Origin of the sequence: Roseibium sp. (assembly GCF_051016195.1) — a bacterium.
Taxonomy (GTDB): domain Bacteria; phylum Pseudomonadota; class Alphaproteobacteria; order Rhizobiales; family Stappiaceae; genus Roseibium.
In genome coordinates this window covers 5295143-5311919 of sequence record NZ_CP134616.1, presented here as the reverse complement: position 1 = coordinate 5311919, position 16777 = coordinate 5295143, and the positions used below count along the sequence as shown (strand labels likewise).

General features: G+C 58.1%; 12 protein-coding genes. 6 read left to right on the top strand and 6 right to left on the bottom strand.

The annotated features are described in order from the left end of the window. Positions 1-276: 276 nt before the first annotated feature. A complete protein-coding gene (locus tag RDA78_RS24165; RefSeq protein WP_434052315.1) occupies positions 277-3423 on the top strand; it encodes a hypothetical protein in 3147 nt (1048 codons plus the stop codon). 81 nt (positions 3424-3504) lie between these two features. On the opposite strand, the gene RDA78_RS24160 is transcribed toward RDA78_RS24165, so the two are convergent. The 3 genes from RDA78_RS24160 to RDA78_RS24150 form a co-directional block, all read right to left on the bottom strand. Then, positions 3505-3912, bottom strand: a complete 408-nt coding sequence (locus tag RDA78_RS24160; RefSeq protein WP_434052314.1) for a DUF983 domain-containing protein — start codon at positions 3910-3912, stop codon at positions 3505-3507. Between the two features lie 178 nt (positions 3913-4090). Beyond that, positions 4091-5485, bottom strand: a complete 1395-nt coding sequence (locus RDA78_RS24155; protein ID WP_434052313.1) for a PLP-dependent aminotransferase family protein — start codon at positions 5483-5485, stop codon at positions 4091-4093. A gap of 116 nt (positions 5486-5601) precedes the next feature. After that, the gene (locus tag RDA78_RS24150) at positions 5602-6762 is read right to left on the bottom strand and encodes a WD40/YVTN/BNR-like repeat-containing protein (protein WP_434052312.1); all 1161 of its coding nucleotides are present in this window, start codon (positions 6760-6762) and stop codon (positions 5602-5604) included. 191 nt (positions 6763-6953) lie between these two features. Here RDA78_RS24150 and RDA78_RS24145 point away from each other — a divergent pair, with 191 nt between their 5' ends. Next, positions 6954-7835 carry an amidohydrolase family protein gene (locus RDA78_RS24145; protein ID WP_434052311.1) on the top strand — a complete coding sequence of 294 codons (882 nt, stop codon included), beginning with the start codon at positions 6954-6956 and terminating at the stop codon, positions 7833-7835. A gap of 32 nt (positions 7836-7867) precedes the next feature. Here RDA78_RS24145 and purN read toward each other — a convergent pair whose 3' ends face one another. Then, a complete protein-coding gene (purN, locus tag RDA78_RS24140; protein WP_434052310.1) occupies positions 7868-8518 on the bottom strand; it encodes a phosphoribosylglycinamide formyltransferase in 651 nt (216 codons plus the stop codon). Continuing rightward, on the bottom strand, positions 8515-9597 hold the full coding sequence (purM, locus tag RDA78_RS24135) for a phosphoribosylformylglycinamidine cyclo-ligase (RefSeq protein WP_434052309.1): 1083 nt from the start codon (positions 9595-9597) through the stop codon (positions 8515-8517). Before purM ends, purN begins: the two co-directional genes overlap by 4 nt. A 297-nt stretch (positions 9598-9894) precedes the next feature. On the opposite strand from purM, the gene RDA78_RS24130 reads away from it, so the two are divergent. The 4 genes from RDA78_RS24130 to RDA78_RS24115 all read left to right on the top strand — a co-directional run bounded on the left by RDA78_RS24130 (position 9895) and on the right by RDA78_RS24115 (position 15515). After that, the gene (locus tag RDA78_RS24130; RefSeq protein ID WP_434052308.1) at positions 9895-10983 is read left to right on the top strand and encodes an AI-2E family transporter; all 1089 of its coding nucleotides are present in this window, start codon (positions 9895-9897) and stop codon (positions 10981-10983) included. An 11-nt stretch (positions 10984-10994) separates the two neighbouring features. After that, the gene (locus tag RDA78_RS24125) at positions 10995-11675 is read left to right on the top strand and encodes an AAA family ATPase (protein ID WP_434052307.1); all 681 of its coding nucleotides are present in this window, start codon (positions 10995-10997) and stop codon (positions 11673-11675) included. A 110-nt stretch (positions 11676-11785) separates the two neighbouring features. Continuing rightward, entirely contained in the window at positions 11786-13993 is a 2208-nt protein-coding gene (locus RDA78_RS24120; protein WP_434052306.1) for an RNA degradosome polyphosphate kinase, read from the top strand. Between the two features lies 1 nt (position 13994). Then, positions 13995-15515: an exopolyphosphatase gene (locus RDA78_RS24115; protein ID WP_434052305.1), complete on the top strand. Its 1521-nt coding sequence runs from the start codon at positions 13995-13997 to the stop codon at positions 15513-15515. A gap of 10 nt (positions 15516-15525) precedes the next feature. On the opposite strand, the gene rnd is transcribed toward RDA78_RS24115, so the two are convergent. Next, positions 15526-16713 (bottom strand): ribonuclease D, encoded by a 1188-nt coding sequence (gene rnd / locus RDA78_RS24110; protein ID WP_434052304.1) that lies wholly within the window; start codon positions 16711-16713, stop codon positions 15526-15528. Positions 16714-16777 lie beyond the last annotated feature (64 nt).

The following is a 16777-nucleotide window of genomic DNA, read 5'->3' as shown; positions in this document are numbered from 1 at the left end:
GCTTGAACGTCCGGTTTGTAACTTTCCTTTACAGTCAATTTCACAGTATCCTCTCATTGAATCAAACAGTGCAAACAATTGATGCACTCCGGTACTTGAAATTGCCCAAAGGGCAAATATTGTTAACATGTAACGCGCGCCACCGACCGAAACGCCCAATCATCGTAAGAGGGTCTTGTTCTGATAACGACAGATCAGCGGGATGCCACCAAGCGGAACAATGAGTGGCCGAGCTCTTACGGTGCCCTTTTGCCTCATCTGCAGGATGCGTGGCAGGTGCAGGAGGGAATATATCTTAATCGCCGGCTGAGCGGTGGCAAGTCGGGCGCACTTGTATATCTGGTTGACATCACCACGGAAGCGTTCGAGGGTCTGGCGATCCTCAAACTGGACAATGCCCCGGACCCCGCATTTGAAGACGAGCATGAGGCTTTTCTGCACGCGCAAGCCATCTCGGATGCGCCTGAATTTGCAGACAGACACCTTCCACGCGTTATCCACGCAACCGTTCAAGACGAACAACTGGCGATCCTGTCCACGGTCGCTGGACGGCGCCTTGAAAATGCAATCCCGCTGACCGAATGCTCGCACGAGCGGCAAATCGCAGTTCTTCAAACAGTCTCGAAAGAGCTATTACACGACTGGAATTCGGATTACCGGCTCGACGGGGATGTGCGACCGCCGGAGGACCTGCTTCGATCCTGGCTGGGTTTCCGGTTGAACCCTGAGCAGGGAGGAGGCATTCACAGGTTTGTCGAAGAGATCTGCGGTCTGCCATACGCGATCCCGACATTCAGCTGCAACGGACATTGGCTGCCTAACCCGCTCTTTTTCGCCGAGGGCAGGGCCGATCTGCCAGAGCGACTGGAATTGCGCGGCGCGATCGGCCATTGCCATGGCGACTTTCACGGCCTCAATCTACTTGTCGACAGCAGGTCGGACGACCAGAACAATTACTTCCTGATTGACCTCGCGCATTACCAGAGCAGGCAGTTCCTTTTCTTTGATCACGCCTATTTTGAGCTTGCGCTACTCGTAAACCAACGCGGAAGCGCTTCGGCATCGGATTGGAGCGCGCTGATATCGAACCTGTGCCGCTTTCCAAACCTCGATGAGCAGCCGCCGCTGCGAACGGACGACATTGGCTTGATTGATCTGGTGAATTCGCTGAGGCAGGGCATCGACGGCTGGATTGAGACAAACGAGGTCGAACGCCTTGCCTATATGGAAAACCAGGCACTGCTTGCGCGCGTCGCGGCCGGGCTCAACTTTGCGCACAAAAGGATTGCGCCCGAGCTCAAGCTGATGGGGTTTTACTACGCTGCAGTCAACCTGAAGGACTATTTGAAACTGAACCGCATCGATTGGGATCGGAGTGGTCCGGATTTCGAACTGGAGACGAAGCAGACCGGGCAAACAAACGGCGCAACAGCCACCGGAGCAGACTCCGCGTCAGCGATCGTCGGGTCCGAGCCTCGTATGCCGGTGCCTGCGCAATCTATAAACACGGGAACGAGCGAGCCGCAAACGATAGCGATACCGGAAGCCGACGGCGCTGAGCCCGACGAGCACCAATCCGTGTTTTCGTTTCTGTACGAGTTGCGGCGCAGAAACGTTGTGCGTGTCGCCGGTCTCTACATCGTCGTTTCATGGCTTTGCATGCAGGTCGTTGGCGCCTTACAGCCCGCCCTGAATCTTCCGGAATGGAGCGCATCGCTTGTCGCGGTTCTACTGGCTCTCGGTTTTTTCATTGTCTGCACGATCACCTGGGCATTCGAACTCGGTGAAAAAGGGTTGCAGCGCACGTCAAAGGCATCGTCGACGGAAACACCTGACAAGGCCAAAATCGGTGTCGATTACGCGGTGATGATCGGCATTGTCGTGATTATCCTGATGACTGGGCGTCAATACGTCCCTTTGGATTTCTTCGAGGGGACGCCAGTGCAGCAGGACGTGACTTCCAGGGGCGCCGATGCCTTGCCATCCGGGGAAACGGCCAATCGGCCTTCGATCGCGGTCCTGCCATTTACCGGCCTTGGCAACGAAGGCAGCGATTTCAGAAAAGGGCTCACAATCGAATTGATCAGTGTTCTGGCACAAACCGGAATGTTCCAGATGCCGGGCATCAACTCGTCATTCCAATTCGAAGACACCGCTGTTGATCCGCGTGAGATCGGAGAAACTCTGCACGTTGAGTATCTTGTAGAGGGTGTGGTTCGCGAAAGTGGAGACAAGATCCGCATTGAGGCCAATCTGATCAGGACGTCGGATGGATTTCTCATCTGGTCGAACACCTACAATGCCGGCAAGACAGATCTGTTCGAGACACAGGAAGCGATCGGCCTTGCAATCGGCGCTGCGCTGGCGACACCGCTCAAGATTGAAGCCCGGGCCCTGGAAGCGCAACGAACGGAAAACCCCGAAGCCTACGAAAACTTTCTGAAGAGCCTTCCGTTGCTTGCGCAGCGCGGAAAAGCGCTGCTCAAAGCAGAGGCACTTCTTCTCCAGGCAGTGGACCTGGCGCCTGACTTTGCGGCCGCGTGGGCCGCATTGTCGCTCGCGTATGAGAGAATTCCGAACCATCTCGATGAAATTAACGGTCGCCCCATCCGGCCGAACCTGCTCTATCGCAAGGCAAAGCGGGCGGCGCTGAGGGCACAGGAACTAGCTCCGACACAACCGATCGTCCGGCTCGCCGTCGGCAACATGTATTTGCGGGATCTTCAGTGGGTGGCAGCGGAGACGCAGTTCAGAAGCACGGTGGCCAAGGATCCGTTCTACGTGCCTGTGGTGCTCCCCTATACCGCTTTGCTCTACAGTGTCGGCAAGTTCAAGGAAGCGGAAGAAATCGCCGCGCGGTATGTGGCTCTAGATCCCTTGAATGATTTCCAGATATTCAACAATGTTTTCATAAATGAATACGTCAAGTCCGGTCGCACGAACGTCGACGGGTTCTCAGATCTGTTCTTCAAGAACGCATCCTTGAGGCCGATGATATTGAGGATTTTTCTGGATTACTTCAGCCTGAGAGGGGATCTGGAGTCGGTTTTGCCGATCGTCGAAGCCTGCGAAAACTGCACAGAGGCATTGCTGAACGAGGTGTCCGAGCTTGTGTCCGACACGAGCCGCCTGCCGCCGGAGGATCTTTACTCAAAATACAGGGATCACGGATTTTTTGGCTACGGACTGGCCTTTTCCGTCGGCGGTGCGGACATGGCGTTGCGCCTATTTGAGTATGATGCCGAAGATGTTGGCTCCAGACAGAAGCTCTTCACCGTGCCCTGGAACATAATCACGGAAGTTGGCGCCACACCGGAGTTTGTGCGTATTGCCGAAGAGATCGGGCTGATGAAGTACTGGAAACTCATGGGCTGGCCCGAAGGGTGCCGACCAACCGATGACGGCGGATTTGTCTGTTCCTGAGGCTGTTAAAGGAATGACAGCGCATCCCGGGGGAATGCGCTGCCTTGCCAGACGTGAGCACAGGTTTGGGGCTCCCGGATATCACGGCTGGGTTTGCGGCGTGTCGTCGTCGGCTGTCACAAGCCTTCCTTCCTCGGCCTTGTAGAAATACTGGCTGGAGATAAGCCATCCCTTCAGTGGTCTCAGCATCGGGATACAGGTGAGGAGGATCAGCGGCAGGGTCGTGATCAGATGCACCCAGTAAGGGGCGGTGAACGCGATCTCCAGCCAGATGGCGAAGGCGACCGCAGGTACGCAGCCGAAACAGATCACGAAGAATGCGGGTCCGTCGGCAGGATCTGCGAAGCTGTAATCAAGGCCGCAGTGGTTGCAGCCTGGCTTGAGCTTCAGAAATCCGTCAAAAACCTTGCCTTCGCCACAGCGCGGGCAGCGTCCCCGGATGCCTGTCTGGATCGGTGAAAGCTTCGGCCAGGTTCGGTTCGTGTTCATCTGCTTTCCAGTCCTGAATATGTCCTGAGAAGGGGTCTTGCGCATCTGTTGATTTGCGGTCATTAAAAGAATGACCGTAATTGAATGCAATCAAAATAAGATATTGACGGCCATAGTCAAGGAGAGTCGCTGCGGCAAATTGGCCGGCATGACCCGATCATCCGGGGATGTTTCAACGTCAGAAGTAGACGGAAGACCGCGCCGGCGATGCGTCAAGTGTCTGGGCGAGGACTTCAAGGGCCTGGCTCAGCTGCAACCGGTCTGCCGGACCTCCAAGGCCTATCCGGACACGTTCAGCCGGCTTTCCTGAGACCGTGAATGCGTCAGCCTCCGTGATCCCGATAGGCAGGTTGCGCAGTTGGCTGACCAGGGCGGAGCGGGTCCAGCCATTGGAAAGTTCCAACCACAGGTGAAACCCCTCGGGATCTGACAGAAGATTCTGATTTCGCAAATGTTCTGCTGCGAGCCTCTGACGCTCCGCACTTTCGGTGCGGATATGATCCAGGAGAAGAGAGGCGGTCCCATCTTCGATCCAGCGGGTCGCAAGGGCTGTCATGATCGGGGAGGGCATGACCTGCGATGTACGGACGGCGCGTGAGAATTGCCAGCGCGCTCCCGGGTTCGGCGCAACAACGTAGGCCAGCCGCAATCCGGCACCGAGTGTCTTGGAAAGGGAGCCGATATACCATGTCGATCCGGGTGAAAGAGCAGCAAAAGGAAGGGGAGCCTTGCGGCAAAGCTGCCCATAAGCATCGTCTTCGAGAATTGGGATGCCCCACTTTTCCGCAATGGAGACGAGTTCCTTCCGCCGATGATACGGAATTGTTTTTGTCGTCGGGTTTTGAATTGTCGGGTTGAGATAGAGCGCTTTCAGGCGGCCTGTCCCGACCGCGGATTGCAGACCATCGGGAACAACGCCTGCGTAATCGGTATCCAGTCCGATCAACTCCAGTCCAAGTTGGGCTGCAAGCGAGCGAATGCCGGGATACGTCACGTCCTCGCAGGCGACTTGATCGCCCGGTTCCGTGATCGCCGCGAGGATATGGCTCAGCGCTGCCTGAGCACCGGATGCGAACAGGATCTGTGATGGTTCGGGCGAGAGGCCGGTCCCTTCAAGCCAGCGGGCGGCAGCGCGTTGATCCTGCTCGCACGCCTCGAGGGTCTGGTAGCGCAGCAAAGGCATGAGATCTGCAGAAAGCGCACTGTATCCCGCCTGCATTTTGGCGGCGAGCGCGTGATCAGTCGGCTCTGGCGGCAGGTTCATGGAAAAATCGGGCGGGCTGGTGCGCGCAGGTCCGGCTTCGGAGCGGTCTCCGAACGAGGTGAATGCGGGATCCGTCACGAACGTGCCGCTGCCGACATGAGACGCCAGCAGACCGCGCCGTCTTGCTTCGGTGTATCCACGTGCGACTGTCGTGAAATCAAGGCCCAGGGATTTCGCCAACTGGCGCTGTGCCGGAAGCCTGTCGCCGGGTGACAGTCTGCCGTTGGCAAGGTCGGCTGCAATGCTGTCGGCAATGGCAATGTAACGCGGAGCGTTGCTGCCTTTCAGGTCGGGATTCCACTCGGTCATGCGGTATGTCATCTTTCGGAGAATTGACTGCAAATGACTGTATATAGCAAGCGGATTGACTTGTCACCTGCGGAAGAACAGCATCGCAATGCGACATCCGGTCTCCGGACGTATGCCTAAGTCAGGTCGAGCACTTCGACAGAAAGGATCGTGGGCAGGTGCCTCGCAATTTCGTTCCAGCTTTCGCCTTCGTCGAAGCTTGCATAGAGCGAACCGGAGTTGGTTCCGAAATAAAGGCCTGCGGGGTCTCTTTCATCACCCGCCATGGCTTGTCGAAGCACCGTGAAGAAACATGCGTCGTGCGGCAGTCCTTCGCGCTTTGCCTGCCAGCTCTGTCCGCCGTCTCTGGACTTCCAGACCGCTGCGGAAGCGTCGGGCGGAAACCGTCCGGCGGAGTCGCCGTTGAGCGGGAAAGTCCAGATGGTTTGGGGGTCGCGAGGATGCACCCTGATGGGGAACCCGAAAGTGGAGGGCAGACCGGTATTGATGTCGTCCCAGCTTCGGCCACCGTCGGAAGATCGCCAGACACCGTGATGGTTCTGCTGGTAGAGCAGATCGCCGTTTCCGGGCGCGCGCATCATGTTGTGCACGCAATGTCCCGTTTCGCCGTCCCTGGGGCCGGCAGGATGGCCATGTCCGTCACAGGCGGCAGCATTGGAAAGACGATTGCGCCGTTCCCAGCTCGCGCCGCCGTCCTCGGTCGCAAAAACCCCGGCTGCGGAGATACCGATCCAGAGTTTTTCGGGCGAATTCGGATCGGCGACGATCGTGTGCAGGACGAGACCGGCCGCACCCGGGTTCCAGCTTTCGGCCGATGGGTGGTTCTGGAGGCTTTCAAGGTTCTGAAAGGTTTCTCCGCTGTCGTTGCTCTTCAAGAGCCTTGCCGGTTTGGTGCCTGCGTAGAGTGTCCCGTGGGAGAGGCCGAGCGACCAGATCTGGGAAAATTTGTCGGTGAAAGCCAGCGGTTCATCGCTCCAGCCTATCATCTCGGCAAAATCCGGGTCCGTCGCCGCCCAGTCGTCGATCGTTCCCCTGGTCAGCCTTGTCAGCTCCCAGCTTGTGCCGCCGTCGCCGGAGCGCCAGACACCGGCCCCGTTCCAGTCGCCACCACCTCCTGCCCATATCTGACCCGTCTCCGGATCGCCGATCACGTGGTTGATGGGCCAGCCGTCGCAGTATGGACCCGTAACGGTCCAGCCTGTTCGCTCATGACATCCGGCAACGAAAAAGGCCCCTTTGGTCGTGCCGATGAGCACTGTCAGATCTCCGGAACGCATTTCTTGGGCTCCTCAACTCCATCGTGAATTTTACCACGTTACGCGCTCAGAAGCCTCAGCTGCGCGGAAATTTCGATGATGCGATGCGTAAAACATCAATTTAAATTAAAGAATGATAGGAAAGTCGATTTTTTTCGTTATTCTCAATCCGCCATGAAAAACGGGAAAGGCCGGCAATGCCGGGAGCACGAATGAAACAATTCCGTCTTGCCGGGTTTCTGCTTGTTTTTGCGATGTCTCCGGCCATTGCTGACGGAGACCATGAACCGATCGGTGACGACGTCTGGAACCTTCCTCTGTTCGACGCTCATGTGCACTACAAGGAGCCGGCGTGGGATCGTTATCCGGTCAGCAGCGTCGTTGAACTGATGGACAAGAACGGTGTTGCCATGGCCCTGGTTTCTTCAACACCTGACGAAGGCACCATCATGCTCTGGGAATATGCGCCGAACAGGGTCGTTCCCGAGCTTCGTCCGTATCACGGCGCTGCGGGGTCGTCGAACTGGACCAAGGCGGACGGCATGGATGCCTACTTGGAGAGGCGGCTCGAAAGCTATCCGCATGAAGGCATCGGCGAATTTCATATCCGTCAGCTGGACATGTCTGACGAACCGTTGTTCCGCAAGATCATTGCAATGGCAAAGGAGCGGGACATCTACCTGCATGTTCATTCGGGAACCGAGCCGATCCGCTGGCTCTACAGCCTTGATCCGGAGGTGAAGATCATCTGGGCCCATGCCGGACTGGGAACGCCGCCACCTGAGGTTTACGAACTGATGAACGCGTTTCCCGAACTCCTCGCCGACACCTCATTGCGTGAGTACAGCATTCTCGGGCGCGGCGAGACGCTGGATCCGCAATGGCTTGAAATCATTTTCGATTTTCAGGACAGACTGATGATCGGCAGCGACACATGGGTCAACAGCCAATGGGACAGCTATTCCGAAATCATGACGATGAACAGGCTGTGGTTGTCGAAACTGCCGCGCGAGGTGGCGGAGAAAATTGCCTACAAAAACGCTGAGCGCTATTTCGGGCGCGAGATTTCCATGGACCAGATCGGCACGAAATAAGCGATTTGAGAGACTTCCGGGCGAAACGCAATTCAGCCCGGCCAGAGCAGTTGAAGATCGGAGTCTCTTTCAGTTCCGGTCAGGACACGGGCTCCCGTCACCTTCGTTCTGCCTGTCGCGACAAGCTCAAGCGCCCTGGGATAGATCTGGTGTTCGACTTCCAGAACGCGCGCTGCCAGCGTGTCCGGTGTGTCGTGGTCAAGCACAGGGACGGCACCTTGCACAATGATCGGCCCATCATCCATTTCGGCCGAGACGAAGTGAACCGTCGCACCGTGCAGTTTCACGCCTTCGTCCAGCGCGCGTTCATGTGTGGCAAGACCCTTGAAGGAGGGCAGGAGAGCCGGATGGATATTGATCATGCGGCCTGACCAGGCGTTCACAAGGTAGGGTGTCAGGATGCGCATGAATCCCGCCAGCGCGACAAGCTCGATCCGGTGCTCCTTGAGAACGGTATCAATCGCCTTTTCAAATGCCTCACGATCACCGGCAAACCCGGTATGGTCGACAACGGCGGTCGGAATTCCGAACTCCGCAGCCCGGTCCAGGCCCTTCGCGTCGGGCCGGTTTGAAACGACAAGTGTGATTTCCGCAGGGTAGGAGGGCTCCATCGCTGCTGAGATCAGCGCTCCCATGTTCGTTCCGCGCCCGGAAATGAGAACGGCTGTGCGTTTGCGGCTCATCCGGAAAATCCGAGACTGTTGTCGAACAGGACCGGGGTATCTCCGGCGGTTTCGATCGAACCAATGATCGTGACGGTCTCGCCGTTTTCGCGCAGGACACGGCAAACCTTGTCCGTTTCATCCCTGGAAACGGCGACCACCATGCCGACGCCGCAATTGAAAGTGCGCAGCATCTCGTGTTCGGCGACACCGCCGGTCTTCGCCAGCCATGAGAAGACAGGCGGTGGATCGATCTTCGAGAGGTCGATGCGGGCCGAGCAGTTGTCCGGCAGCACACGGGGAAGATTTTCAGGCAGGCCGCCGCCCGTGATATGCGCCAGTGCCTTGATGCCCCCGGTTTCTTTCAGCGCCGCCAGCAGCGGTTTGACGTAGATCCGGGTCGGCTCCATCAGAACTTCACCGAGTGACTTGCCCGTTTCGAAAGGAGCGCCGTCGGACCAGGAGAGCCCGGCCAGTTCCATGATCTTGCGCACCATCGAATAACCGTTCGAGTGCACGCCGGACGATGCGAGACCAAGGAGAACATCGCCTTCGGCCACATCGCCGCGCGGCAGGATCCGGCCCCGTTCAACTGCGCCGACCGAAAAGCCGGCGAGATCATAGTCGCCGTCGGAATACATGCCCGGCATTTCGGCTGTCTCGCCGCCGATCAGAGCGGCCCCGGCAAGTTTGCAGCCGTCGGCAATACCGGCAACAACGTCGCTCGCCGTGTCGATGTCCAGCGCCCCGGTTGCAAAATAGTCGAGAAAAAACAGGGGCTCGGCCCCCTGAACAACCAGATCGTTGACGCACATGGCAACAAGGTCGATGCCGACCGTGCGGTGCTGTCCGGTTTCGATCGCGATCTTTAGCTTCGTGCCGACGCCGTCATTCGCTGCCACCAGGATCGGATCGGTGTAGCCCGTTCGCTTCAGGTCGAAAAGCCCGCCAAAACCGCCTATATCGCTATCCGCTCCGGGTCGCGATGTCGCCTTGACCAGAGGCTTGATCCGGTCGACGAGGGCATTTCCCGCATCGATGTCGACGCCGGCATCGGCATAGGTCAGGCCATTGCTTCCTTCGGCTTTGGACGGGCTCATGGCTGCTCCAGACGTTCGTTCGCGGGTTGGGCGGCGTATGACCTGGGGTGCGGACTCATAAATGAAGTCAATTCGGTCTCACTTATGAGTCCGCACCCTAGTCTTGCTGCTGCCGCGAATACAGCCTTGCGCCATATTTCTCAAGAGCTGCGCTGACTGTTCACCTGCAAATCCACCTCTTGACCGGGTGACGTCCGACAACCTAAGAGCATTGCGCGGGCGAAATGCATTATTTGTCATGTATAGTACCGCAGATTTTTTGGGACACATTCCCGGTCTTTGTCCGGAGGAACATTTATGACTTTGCGCCGTCAGGTTCAGTTCTGGTTGCTTTCCCTGGCCGTTTTCTGCGTTTTTCTCTACATTTTCTCCGGCGTGCTTCTGCCTTTTGTCGCCGGAATGGCCGTTGCCTATCTGCTGGATCCCGTCTGTGACCGTCTTGAGCGGCTTGGCATGGACCGGCTCTGGGCGACCCTGACGATCCTCTTTTCTTTCATTCTGGTGCTGGTGCTGTTTTTCGTGTTGCTGTTGCCGGTTCTCGGCAATCAGCTGGCCTCGTTTCTGGAAAACTTTCCCGATCTCGTGCGCCGGCTACAAGTCCTGCTTCAGAAGTACTTTCCGGCAAACCTGGCGAGTCTTGCCGGACTGTCGCCGGAAGACCTGCAGTCCTCGATGACGGACCTGATCGGGCAGGGCGCTTCGTTCGTCGGCAAACTGGCCCAGTCCATCTGGAGCGGAGGTCAGGCGCTGCTTTCGATCCTGTCGCTTTTCGTGATCACGCCTGTTGTCGCCTTTTATCTGCTGCTCGACTGGGACCACATGGTCGAGCGTATCGACAGCTGGATCCCGCGCGACCATCTGGAGGAAATCCGCGGTCTCGCAAGGGAGATGGACGAGGCAGTGGCCGGCTTTGTGCGCGGTCAGGTTTCGGTTTGCGTCATCCTAGGTATCTTTTACGCGGTTTCGCTCGCACTCGTCGGGCTGAATTTCGGGCTTCTTATCGGCATGGTCGCGGGCCTTGTCAGCTTCATCCCATTCGTCGGTGCCGCGCTTGGCTTCGTGTTGTCCATCGGTGTTGCGCTCGTCCAGTTCTGGCCGGACTGGCCCTGGATCCTCGCCGTGGGTGCCGTTTTCGCGGTCGGACAGTTCCTTGAAGGAAACATTCTGCAGCCGAAACTGGTCGGAGAAAGCACGGGTCTTCATCCGGTGACCCTGATGTTTGCCTTGTTTGCCTTTGGCTTTCTGTTCGGCTTTGTCGGAATGCTAATCGCGGTGCCTGCGGCAGCGATGATCGGAGTGCTTGCGCGTTTCGGTCTGAGACAATACCTAGCAAGCCCGGTTTACAAGGGAAAAGCTCCGCCCTCGACCGTGAGTAGTGAAGAGTAAATGGAACGATAATGGCGGAACCACCGCGCCAGTTGCCGTTGGAATTGCCGCACGAGGCGGCTCTGGGGCGTGACGACTATCTTGTCGGCGCGTCCAACAAGGCCGCATATGAGTTGCTGGAAAGGTGGCCGGAGTGGCCATCACCGGTCGTCGTTCTTGCAGGGCCCGTCGGGTCCGGCAAGACACACCTCGTGCAGGCGTTTCTGGACGAAAGCGCTGCCTGCGTCGTTGCAGCATCCGATCTTGCCGAGCACATGGTGGATGACTTGGCTGCGGCCCCTGCAGCAGTGGTCGAAAATGCCCATCTCGGAGTAGATGACACGGCGTTGTTTCATCTCCTCAACGCGTCGCGGCAGGCCGGCAAGACTGTCCTGATCACCAGCCGTACTTGGCCGGCGAGCTGGAAACTTGCTCTGCCCGACCTGATATCCCGCCTGCGTGCCGCCACCCCGGTGGAAATTCTCGAACCTGACGATGACCTGTTGCGCCGCGTTCTCGTAAAACTTTTTGCAGACAGGCAGATCTCGGTGGACATCGGGGTGGTCGACTACCTTGTCGTGCGTATGGAACGGTCCCTGGATGTTGCCATGCGTGCCGTGGAGGCGATTGATCAGGAGGCACTGGCCGGACGTGTCAAAATAACCAAGCCGCTTGCAGGACGTGTTCTGGAAGATGTGCATAAGGGGCGTTGAGAAAGCGTGTTGCGACATAGGTTTCATTTTCCTGCCGCGCTCTCCGTGGTACTCACGTCTCAAGGGTTTGCGGCACGGGGCGCCAAAGCCCGGCTCTGAAGGGAAGCACCATGAACGAAACAACCGACCTTTCAGATGTTTTCGCCGCTTCATCCGATCTGCGCGGTGAGATTCAGGAACCGGCATCCGACTCGACGGATGCGCCCGAGCGGTACATGAACCGGGAACTGTCCTGGCTTCAGTTCAACCTGCGCGTCCTGGAAGAAGCGATGAACCAGAACCATCCGCTTCTGGAGCGGGTGAGGTTCCTGTCGATTTCGGCCAATAACCTGGATGAGTTTTTCATGGTGCGGGTTGCAGGGCTCCGCGGTCAGCAGCGGGCCGAGGTGACGAACCTTTCAGACGATGGCCTGACACCCACCGAACAGCTTGAAAGGATCAGCGAGGCCGTGCGCGATCTTCAGGCCTCGCAGCAGCGGATCTGGGGAGAGCTTCGCGGCGAAATCGTCGAGCAGGGTATCGAAATCCTGCACGGAGACACGATCGACGACACGGACAGATCCTGGCTGCAGGACTATTTCCTGGGATATGTTTTCCCGGTCCTTACGCCTCTTGCGATCGATCCGGCGCACCCGTTCCCGTTCATTCCAAATCTGGGCTTTTCCATCGTATTCGAACTCGTGCCCACCTCCGGCGGGCGTGGAATGATTGCACTCCTGAGGATCCCGAACCAGGTGGAGCGGTTTGTTCGCCTGCCCAATCGCGGCGCTGGAGCGGCGCGTTTCATTGCGATCGAACGCGTGGTCAGCATGTTCATCGGCAGACTGTTTCCCGGCTACGAGATCCGGGGAAAGGGCGCTTTCCGGGTCATTCGCGACAGCGACCTCGAAATCGAGGAAGAGGCAGAGGACCTCGTGCGTCTGTTCGAAAGCGCACTCAAGCGCAGGCGGCGCGGGTCAGTCATCAGGCTGGAGATCCAGGAGACAACGCCGCCGGCGCTGCAGGAGTTCGTCGCCGATGCACTTGACGTGAGCGAAAGCGAGATCTTCCAGGCGAAAGGCCTGCTCGCGCTCAACAATCTTACGCAGATCGTCGATCTGGAGCGCCAGGACCTCAAATTCGAGCCGTACACCGCCCGTTTTCCCGAGCGCATCCGCGAACATGGTGGTGACTGCCTCGCGGCGATCCACCAGAAAGACATCATCGTCCATCATCCGTATGAGTCGTTTGACGTTGTTGTCCAGTACCTTCGCCAGGCGGCCCGCGATCCCGATGTCGTCGCGATCAAACAGACGCTCTACCGCACCTCCAACAACTCGCCGATCGTCAAGGCGCTGGCGGAAGCGGCCGAAGCGGGAAAGTCCGTGACCGCGCTGGTGGAATTGAAGGCAAGGTTCGACGAGGCAGCCAACATCAAATGGGCTCGTGACCTGGAACGGGCAGGTGTTCAGGTCGTTTTCGGTTTCATCGAACTGAAAACACATTCCAAGCTGTCCATGGTCATCAAACGCGAGCATGGTCAGCTTAAGACCTACTGTCACATCGGCACCGGCAATTACCACCCGATTACAGCCCGGATATACGAGGATCTGTCGTTTTTCACGGATGATCCGGGGATCGCCGAAGATGCGGCGAGGGTCTTCAATTTCATCACCGGTTACGCGGAACCGGATGAACTCAATCATCTGCTTGTGTCGCCGGTCAATTTGCGACAGCGGATGCTGGAATTGACCGAGGCGGAGATCGAGCATGCGCGAGAAGGGAGGCCTGCCCAGATCTGGATGAAAATGAACTCGCTCGTCGATCACGAGATCATCGACGCGCTCTACCGCGCCAGTCAGGCCGGTGTTCAGATTGATCTGGTGATCCGCGGCATATGCTGCCTCAGACCCGGCATTGAAGGGCTGTCGGACAACATCCGGGTCAAATCCATCGTCGGGCGCTTTCTCGAACACTCGCGGATCTTCTGCTTCGGAAACGGCCATGGCCTGCCGTCGCCCGAGGCACATGTCTATATCGGGTCGGCCGACCTGATGCCGCGAAACATTGACCGGCGCGTGGAAGTGCTTTCGCCTTTGCTCACCGCGACGGTGCATGAACAGGTTCTGGACCAGATCATGGTGGCGAACCTGAAGGACAACCAGCAGAGCTGGCGCATTCTCGCTGACGGAAGCCACGAGCGTATCGAGCCGGGGCCGAACGAAGAGCCTTTCAACGCACACCGTTATTTCATGACCAACCCATCACTTTCCGGACGGGGAAAATCCTTGAAAAGTGACCGCCCCAAGCCGTTTCTGAAACGGCAAAAACGAGGATGACATGAAAAGCCAGTTCAAGCCGGCACGCGGCCGGCTCAACGGGACAGGGCCGGTGGCCGTGGTCGATATTGGCTCGAATTCCGTGCGTCTCGTCATTTACGAGCGCAAGGCCCGCACGCCAACGATGCTTTTCAATGAAAAACTTCTTGCCGGACTTGGACGAGGGGTCGCGGCAACAGGTCAGCTTGCGACCGAGTCCGTGGACCTCGCGCTCGGAGAACTGGTGCGTTTCAAGGCTTTGATCGAACACACCGGGTGCAAGGAGCTTTATGTTGTCGCCACCGCCGCCGCACGTGATGCGGAAAACGGGCAGGAATTCGTGGCGGAAGTGGAGCGCATTCTCGAAGCGCCCGTCCGGATCCTGGATGGCAGCGAGGAAGCCTATTATTCCGCACTCGGCGTTGTTGCCGGTTTCTGGCAGCCACGCGGCATTGTCGGCGACATGGGCGGCGGCAGTCTTGAACTTGTTGAGATCGGCGAAAAGAAGCCTGGTGGCGGCGCGACCTTTCCCCTCGGCGGCCTGCGTCTGTCGGAAGAAGCGGGCGGCTCCATCCAGAAGGCCCACAAGATCACCGAAGCGGCCCTGAAGACCTATGAGTGGCCTGACCTGGCCCCCGGAGAACGCACGTTCTTTGCGGTTGGGGGAACGTGGCGGTCCTTGGGCAGACTGCACCTGATGCAGAACAACTATCCCCTGCACGTAATGCATAACTACGAGATGGACGCCGAAGAGGCGATCGCATTCTGCCGCGAGATCGCCGTTCCCAACCTCGAAAACATAAAAATGGCGGAAGTCGTCTCCAAACAGAGACGTCCGTTGGTGCCGATTGGCGCGGTTGTACTGGAGCAGGTCCTGACGGCCATGAAGGCCGAGCGGCTCATGTTCTCCGCAACTGGCGTGCGCGAGGGCCTTTTGCATGAAAAGCTGTCGCCGGAAATGCAGGAGCAGGATCCCGTCATCGAGGCGGCACGTGAATTATGCGAACTGCGCGCGCGTTCTCCTCAGCACGCCGTCGAGCTGATTGACTGGACGGATGATCTCTTCCGAGAACTTCAGATCGAGGAAACCGCAAACGAAAGGCGGCTGAGGCACGCGGCCTGTCTTCTTTCCGACATCGGATGGCGCGCGCATCCGGACTACCGCGGAGAGCAGAGCCTCAACATTATCTCCAACGCCTCCTTTGTCGGTCTTGACCACGCAAGCCGTGCCTATCTCGCTGCCGCCGTTTTTTACCGGCACCAGGGACTGCGGGAAGGGGCCCTTTCCCAGGTCATCAGGGAACTGTTCACCGACCGCCTCAGGATACGCGCAAAGGTGCTTGGAGCCACCTTGCGCGTTGCATCGCTTCTGAGCGCTTCCATGGCCGGACTGCTTCCCAAGATCGGCGTTGCGCGCACCGAAACCGGGATTGCGATTGAACTGAGCAAGGATCTTGCGAATCTGGACGGAGAACGTCTTCGCAAACGCGCGGCGCAGCTCGGCAAGGTGATTGATGCGGACGTGGTTCTGAAAGTCGCCTAGCGTGTGCCGGCTATTCTGCCGCCTGCGTTTTCACGTCGCCCTGTTCAGCTGATTGCGGTAGCGCAACGATCTGCCGGTTCTGGAAGGCGAGGGCGACTTCACCGCGCTTCAGCTTGAGCGCGAGCTCACCGAACAGTTCGCGGCGCCAGCCTTTCATCGCCGCGACATCGGCGTCGTCGTTTGCCGCTATCTTTTCAAGATCGTCCACAGTCGCAATCACCTTGGCTGCAACACCGTTGGCCTCACTCACCATCTTCAGGAGAACCTTGAGGAGGTCGACGGCGGCTGCCGACCCATCCGGAGCCTGCCGTCCTTTGGGGAGCCTGGGCAGGTTCTCGCGTGGGACTTTCAGTGCGCGGCGGATCGCTTTCAGAATCTCGTCAGCCGACTTGGACCGTTCGAAACCGCGCGGGATCGTCCTGAGGCGGCTGATCGCCTCCGGGTCCTGGGGCTGCTGAGCAGCAAGTTCGTAGATCGCATCGTCCTTGATCACGCGGTTGCGCGGCACGTTCCGCTCCTGTGCTTCGCGTTCGCGCCACGCGGCGATTTCCATCATGACAGCAAGTTCGACCGGCTTGCGCACGCGCAGCTTGAGCCTTTTCCATGCCTGTTCCGGATCGGCCTTGTAGGTCCCGACCGACGTCAGCACTTCCATTTCGTCGCGTACCCAGTGGCTGCGGTTCTGTTCTGCGAGATTGGCTTTCAGGAACTGGTAGGCATCCCGCAGATGCGTGACATCGGCAAGTGCGTAGTCGAGCTGCTTGTTCGTGAGCGGCCGGCGCGCCCAGTCCGTGAACCTCGACGACTTGTCGATTCTCGCACCCGTAACCTTATAAATCAGCTGATCGTAGGAGATGGAATCTCCGAAACCACAGACCATCGCCGCCACCTGAGTATCGAACAAGGGTGCGGGAATCAGTTCACCAAGGTGGTAGATGATCTCGATATCCTGGCGCGCGGCGTGGAACACCTTTGTGACGCTATCGTCGCGCATGAGCGCGAAAAAGGGAGCAAGATCCAGCCCTTCGGACAAGGCATCGACGATGAAAGCCATGTCGGGCCCCGCCATCTGGATCACGCACAGTTTGGGCCAGAAGGTGGTTTCCCTGAGAAACTCCGTATCAACCGTTACGTAGTCGTGGGCTGCAAGACGTGCGCAGGCTTCAGCGAGATCTTTTGTTTTTGTAATCACATGCATGGTGAGACACAGCTATAACGGAGTTCGGCCGCTTTGTCGCCACGAAATGAAGAGTTTAGAATAT